Origin of the sequence: uncultured Nevskia sp. (genome assembly GCF_903885465.1) — a bacterium.
In the GTDB taxonomy this organism is placed as follows: Bacteria; Pseudomonadota; Gammaproteobacteria; order Nevskiales; family Nevskiaceae; genus Nevskia.
In genome coordinates, this window is sequence record NZ_CAISIQ010000424.1 from 1 (window position 1) to 5,062 (window position 5,062).

The following is a 5,062-nucleotide window of genomic DNA, read 5'->3' on the forward strand; positions in this document are numbered from 1 at the left end:
GGCCTGCCGCAGGCTGTCGCGTTCGTTGCGCTACTGCTGTGCTCGCAGGCCGTGCTCGATTACACGACCTCGGGCCTCGAGAATCCGCTGTCGTTCCTGCTTGTTGCGATGTTCTGCAGGCTGTGGTTCGCGCCTGCCGAACAGCCGAGGCCCTTGTTCCTCTTGTTTCTGGTCGGCTGCCTGTTGACCCTGAACCGGCTTGATCTGGTGCTGCTGGTGTTTCCAGCACTGGTCTGGCTGCTCTGGCAGCAGCGTTCCTGGCGCAGCCTGGGTCTGGCCTCGCTGGCCTTGCTGCCGCTGCTGGCCTGGGAAACGTTTTCGCTGATCTATTACGGCGTGCCGTTTCCGAACACCTATTACGCGAAGCTGAGCACCGGCATTCCCGCCGCCGAATACCGTCTGCAGGGACTGCTGTATCTGGTCGATCTCGCGACCCACGATCCCGGCACCCTGCTGCTAGTGCTGCTCGGCATCGGCACCGCATTCAGCGGCGGCGCGCGACGGCCGATGGGCTTCGGCTTGCTGCTGTATCTCGCCTATGTGATCTCGGCCGGCGGCGACTTCATGCAGGGGCGCTTCCTGAGCGTGCCGGCATTCATCGCGGCGATCCTGCTGACCGCCGAGCAGCGTGACGGGCTTGCACAGCCTTTCAGCGGCAAGGCGATGCTCGGCAGCGTCGCGTTGATCGTGGTGCTCGCCGCGAGCCGGCTGATCAACATCGAAGGGCCGGATCCGCTGATTCGCGCTTCGGGCATCGCCAACGAGCGTCAGTACTACGCAGGATCGACGGCGCTGGCGACGCACAGCCGCGATCGTCCCGTGCCGTACAACCATCCTTGGGGCGAGCTCGGAAAATCGATGAGGCAACGTCCGCCGGAGCGGATCTTCGAGGCCGGCGTGATCGGTTTCATGGGCTATGCGGCGGGACCGACGGTGCAACTTGTCGATCACTACGCGCTGTCCGATGCCTTTCTTGCACGCTTGCCCTGCCTGCGTCCCTGGCGCATCGGCCATTTCCAGCGCGCCTTTCCGGACGGTTATCTCGCTTCTCTACGCAGCGGCGAAAATCGCATCGCCGATCCAGCGCTGCGACCGCTGTACGACGACGTCCGTCTGGTCACTCGCGGCGAGCTGTTCAGCGCCGAGCGCTGGGCGGCGATCGGCCGGCTGAACCGTTACCGTGTCGCCGACGCCACGCCTGCATCGCCCTGATCCCCATCTCACGAATTCACCGATGAACACCGTGCACCTCGCGTCCGAACTTCGCGCCCGGATTTCGCAATGGCGCGTCCGTGGCGAACGCATTGCCCTGGTGCCGACGATGGGCAACCTGCATGCGGGGCATCTGGCGCTGGTCCGTCATGCACGTAGCCTGGCTGATCGGGTCGTCGTCACCGTGTTCGTCAATCCGCTGCAGTTTGGGCCGAACGAAGATTTCGGCCGCTATCCGCGCACCCTGCCGGAAGACTTGCGTCAGCTTGAAGCGCAGGGCGTCGATCTGGTCTACGCGCCGCCGGTCGAGGAGGTCTATGTCAACGGCTTCCCGCCGGCGACGACGATCACCATCTCGCCGCTGTCAGCCGAGCTTGAAGGCGCGTTCCGGCCCGGCTTCTTCACCGGCGTAGCGACCGTGGTGGCGATTCTGTTCAACAGCGTGCAGCCCGATGTCGCGGTGTTCGGCGAGAAGGACTGGCAGCAACTGCAGATCGTCAAGCGGATGGTCGCTGACCTGCGGATGCCGGTGGATGTCGTCGGCTATCCGACCGAGCGCGCCGCGGACGGCTTGGCGCTGTCCTCGCGCAACCAGTACCTGACGCCGGCGGAGCGCGAGCAAGCGCCCCAGATTCACGCCGCGCTGCAGGCGGTGGCCGCTGGTCTCAGGGCTGGTCGGGATGACTACGCTGCGATTGCTGCCGAGCAGCTGCAGCGGCTCGAAGCGGCAGGTTTCCGCCCGCAGTACCTCGAAGTGCGCACGCCGGCGCTGGCGCAGCCCACGGAGGGCGACCAGGACTTCGTCGTGCTGATCGCCGCCGTACTCGGCACGACGCGACTGATCGATAATCTGCGGGTTGAACGGTCGTAGTCGCACCAATTTGAAGCATCAGCGAATGCGTTTGTGGCGACGGTAATCCCGTTTGTCGGGCGGTTTCCGGGGTCTCGTTATTTCCTTAGGCCGGAAGGTTGGCGGCAAGCGTGAACCTCGTTACACTTTCGCGACTTGTTGCAGTGATGACTCCTGCATCAACGGGCGTATGTCTTTGTGGGCCGCCCTCGGTCGTTGAACATCTTGATTCCGGGTGCATGTCTTTTTGGGCCACCCGCATCAAACAACCATCCAGGAAAGAAGCTCATGCAACTGACGATGCTCAAGTGCAAATTGCACCGTGCGCGTGTTACCCACGCTGAACTCGACTACGAAGGCTCCTGTGCGATCGATGGCCGTCTGCTCGATCTCGCTGGCATCCACGAGTACGAGCAGATTCAGATTTACAACGTCGGCAACGGCGAACGCTTCACGACCTACGCGATCCGCGCTGAAAACGGCAGCGGCATCATCTCGGTCAATGGCGCGGCTGCGCACAAGGCGCGGGTTGGTGATCGCGTGATCATCTGCGCCTACGCTGAAGTCGAAGCCAACGTCGCCAAGCTGCACAAGCCGAAGCTGGTCTACTGCGACGAAGCCAACCGCGTCACGCGTACCGCGAACACCATTCCGGTACAGGCCGCCTGAGCAGTCGCCGCCGGGTGCCAATGAATCCGGCGCTCAAGCAGACTTTAAGAGGCCCAAGCTTTAGTAAGCTTGGGCCTCTTTTTCGTGTGGACCCGTTTCGATCCCGATGTCTGCATTGACGGAAAGCGCCGCCTGGCGCGCACTGACCCGCCTGGCTGCAGCCGATGCTGCGACGACGCTGAGCCAGCGGTTCAAGGACGACCCCGCGCGCGCCCAGCGTTATTCGGCCGAAGCCTGCGGGCTCTACCTCGATTACTCGAAACAACGCTTCGGCGATGACGGCATCGCGGCACTGCTGGCGCTTGCCGAACAGCAGCAGGTGCCGCAATGGATCGCCCGGATGCACGCCGGCGAGGCGATCAACTTCACCGAACATCGTGCCGTCGGCCACATCGCCCTGCGCGCCCCGCCTGATGCTGGCCTGCAGATGGCGGGCGAGCCGGTGATGCCACTGGTGCATGAGGTCCTCGACCGCATGTTCGCGTTCGCCGATGCGCTGCGCAGCGGCGCCTGGCGCGGTGCGACCGGCGAGCGCATCAGTGATGTCGTCAACATCGGCATCGGCGGTTCGGACTTCGGGCCACGCATGGTCTGGGAAGCGCTGGCCGAAACCGACACCACACCGCGCGCGCACTTCGTCGCCAATGTCGACGGTGCTCAGTTGTCTGACGTGCTGGCGCAGCTGGACCCGGCGCGCACCTTGTTCGTCGTCACCTCGAAAACCTTCACCACCGAGGAAACGATGACCAATGCCGGCGCTGCCCGGCGCTGGTTGACCGCTGCACTCGGCGACGCCGCTGTCTCCCAGCACTTCGTCGGTGTATCGACGGCGAGGGCGGCGACCGAAGCCTTTGGCATCGATCCGGAAAACGTCTTCGAGTTCTGGGATTGGGTCGGCGGCCGTTATTCGCTGTGGTCGGCTGTCAGTCTCGCCAACGTCGTGGCCTTGGGCCCTGAACGCTTCCGCGAATTGCTGGCCGGCGCCCATGCGATGGACGAGCATTTTCGCAATGCGCCACTGGCTGCAAACCTGCCGGTGTTGATGGCGCTGATCGCGGTCTGGAACAGCAATTTCCTCGGTGCCGTGAGCCAGGTTGTCGCGCCTTACGCGCAACGCCTGAGCCATTTCGTCGGCTGGCTGCAGCAGCTGGAAATGGAATCGAACGGCAAGGGCGTCGACCGAGATGGACAAAAGGTGGACTACGCGACGACGCCGGTGCTGTGGGGCGATGTCGGCAGTAACGCCCAGCACGCGTTCTTCCAGATGCTGCATCAGGGGCCAGCGCTGAATCCGGTCGATTTCATCCTGCCAGTAGCCGCCACCAATGCGCTCCCGGAACAGCAACCGCTGCTGATCGCCAACTGCCTGGCCCAGAGCGCGGCACTGATGCGCGGCAAGAATGCGGCGCAGGTGCGTGCCGAGCTTGAAGCCCAGGAGTTCAGCGGTGCAGCACTGGCGGAAGCGATCCCGCATCGCGTGTTCAGCGGCAACCGGCCGAGCAATACGCTGCTCCTGCCGAGGCTCGATGCGTACCATCTTGGCGCACTCTGTGCGCTGTACGAGCACCGCACGTTCGTGCTCGGCGTGCTCTGGAACATCAATGCATTCGATCAATGGGGCGTGGAACTCGGCAAGCAGCTGGCCCATCAGGTGGTCGCTGCGCAATCGGGTCGCGCGGCAGATGACGATGGGCTTGATCCCTCCACCCGCCGCCTGCTGGAGCGCATCGATGGCCGCTGAACTGCGTTTGTCGCTGGCCTTTGTCGTTGTGGCGATGCTCGGTGGCTGTGCGCCAGCCGTGGTTCAGCGCGTGCAGGATCACGGCTCCGGCGAGGAGCGCATCGAACTCAGCAAGACCGCGTTCTTCCCGAACGAGGACCGCGCTGCTGCGGCCGCAGCATTGGCGACGATGTTCTACACCGATGGCCTGACCTCGACCGGCCCGGTCCAGGTCGCGCCTTTGCTCGGCAACAGGACGCCGCCGGCCAATCTGCGCGGCGAGTTCACCGGCATCGCCTACCAGCTGGATCGGTTGGCTTTCGTGCTGCCGCCGACGCTCGATGCCGTGTTCGCCGAGGTACGCGCCGGCCGGCCAGTGATGGTGCTGCAGAAAGTGCCGGACTGGCGTTACGCGGTGGTCATCGGCGTCGAGCCGGTGAGCAATCAGGTGATCCTGCGTTCGGGCAAGGAAGGCCGTGTCTACCAGCCGCTGGCCGATTTCCTGAGCTACTGGAAGGGCGGCGACAACTGGGCGATGGTGATCAGCGATGGCAGCCGCGTGCCAGCCAGCGCCACGCAGGCTTCCTGGATCGCGGTCGGCGAAGCGGCGA

The 5,062-nt window shown here is 64.3% G+C and carries 4 protein-coding genes and 1 pseudogene; all 5 read left to right on the top strand.

Features of this window, described 5'->3' with window-relative positions; translation table 11 throughout:
* On the top strand, nt 1-1,212 hold a 1,212-nt coding region (locus QZY06_RS16495), incomplete at its 5' end, for a hypothetical protein (protein ID WP_295686154.1).
* A 22-nt stretch (nt 1,213-1,234) separates the two neighbouring features.
* Nucleotides 1,235-2,083: a pantoate--beta-alanine ligase gene (gene panC / locus QZY06_RS16500; protein WP_295686155.1), complete on the top strand. Its 849-nt coding sequence runs from the start codon at nt 1,235-1,237 to the stop codon at nt 2,081-2,083.
* Between the two features lie 267 nt (nt 2,084-2,350).
* Nucleotides 2,351-2,731, top strand: a complete 381-nt coding sequence (panD, locus tag QZY06_RS16505) for an aspartate 1-decarboxylase (RefSeq protein ID WP_022977124.1) — start codon at nt 2,351-2,353, stop codon at nt 2,729-2,731.
* A gap of 106 nt (nt 2,732-2,837) precedes the next feature.
* Nucleotides 2,838-4,472 carry a glucose-6-phosphate isomerase gene (gene pgi, locus QZY06_RS16510; RefSeq protein ID WP_295686156.1) on the top strand — a complete coding sequence of 545 codons (1,635 nt, stop codon included), beginning with the start codon at nt 2,838-2,840 and terminating at the stop codon, nt 4,470-4,472.
* Nucleotides 4,462-5,062, top strand: a pseudogene (locus tag QZY06_RS16515) (hypothetical protein); the annotation flags it as partial. The gene pgi and the pseudogene QZY06_RS16515, both read left to right, overlap by 11 nt.

Bases quoted from the DNA above. Each gene is read 5' to 3' on its own strand.
- panC (WP_295686155.1), top strand. From the start codon at position 1,235: ATGAACACCGTGCACCTCGCGTCCGAACTTCGCGCCCGGATTTCGCAA.
- panD (WP_022977124.1), top strand. From the start codon at position 2,351: ATGCAACTGACGATGCTCAAGTGCAAATTGCACCGTGCGCGTGTTACC.
- pgi (WP_295686156.1), top strand. From the start codon at position 2,838: ATGTCTGCATTGACGGAAAGCGCCGCCTGGCGCGCACTGACCCGCCTG.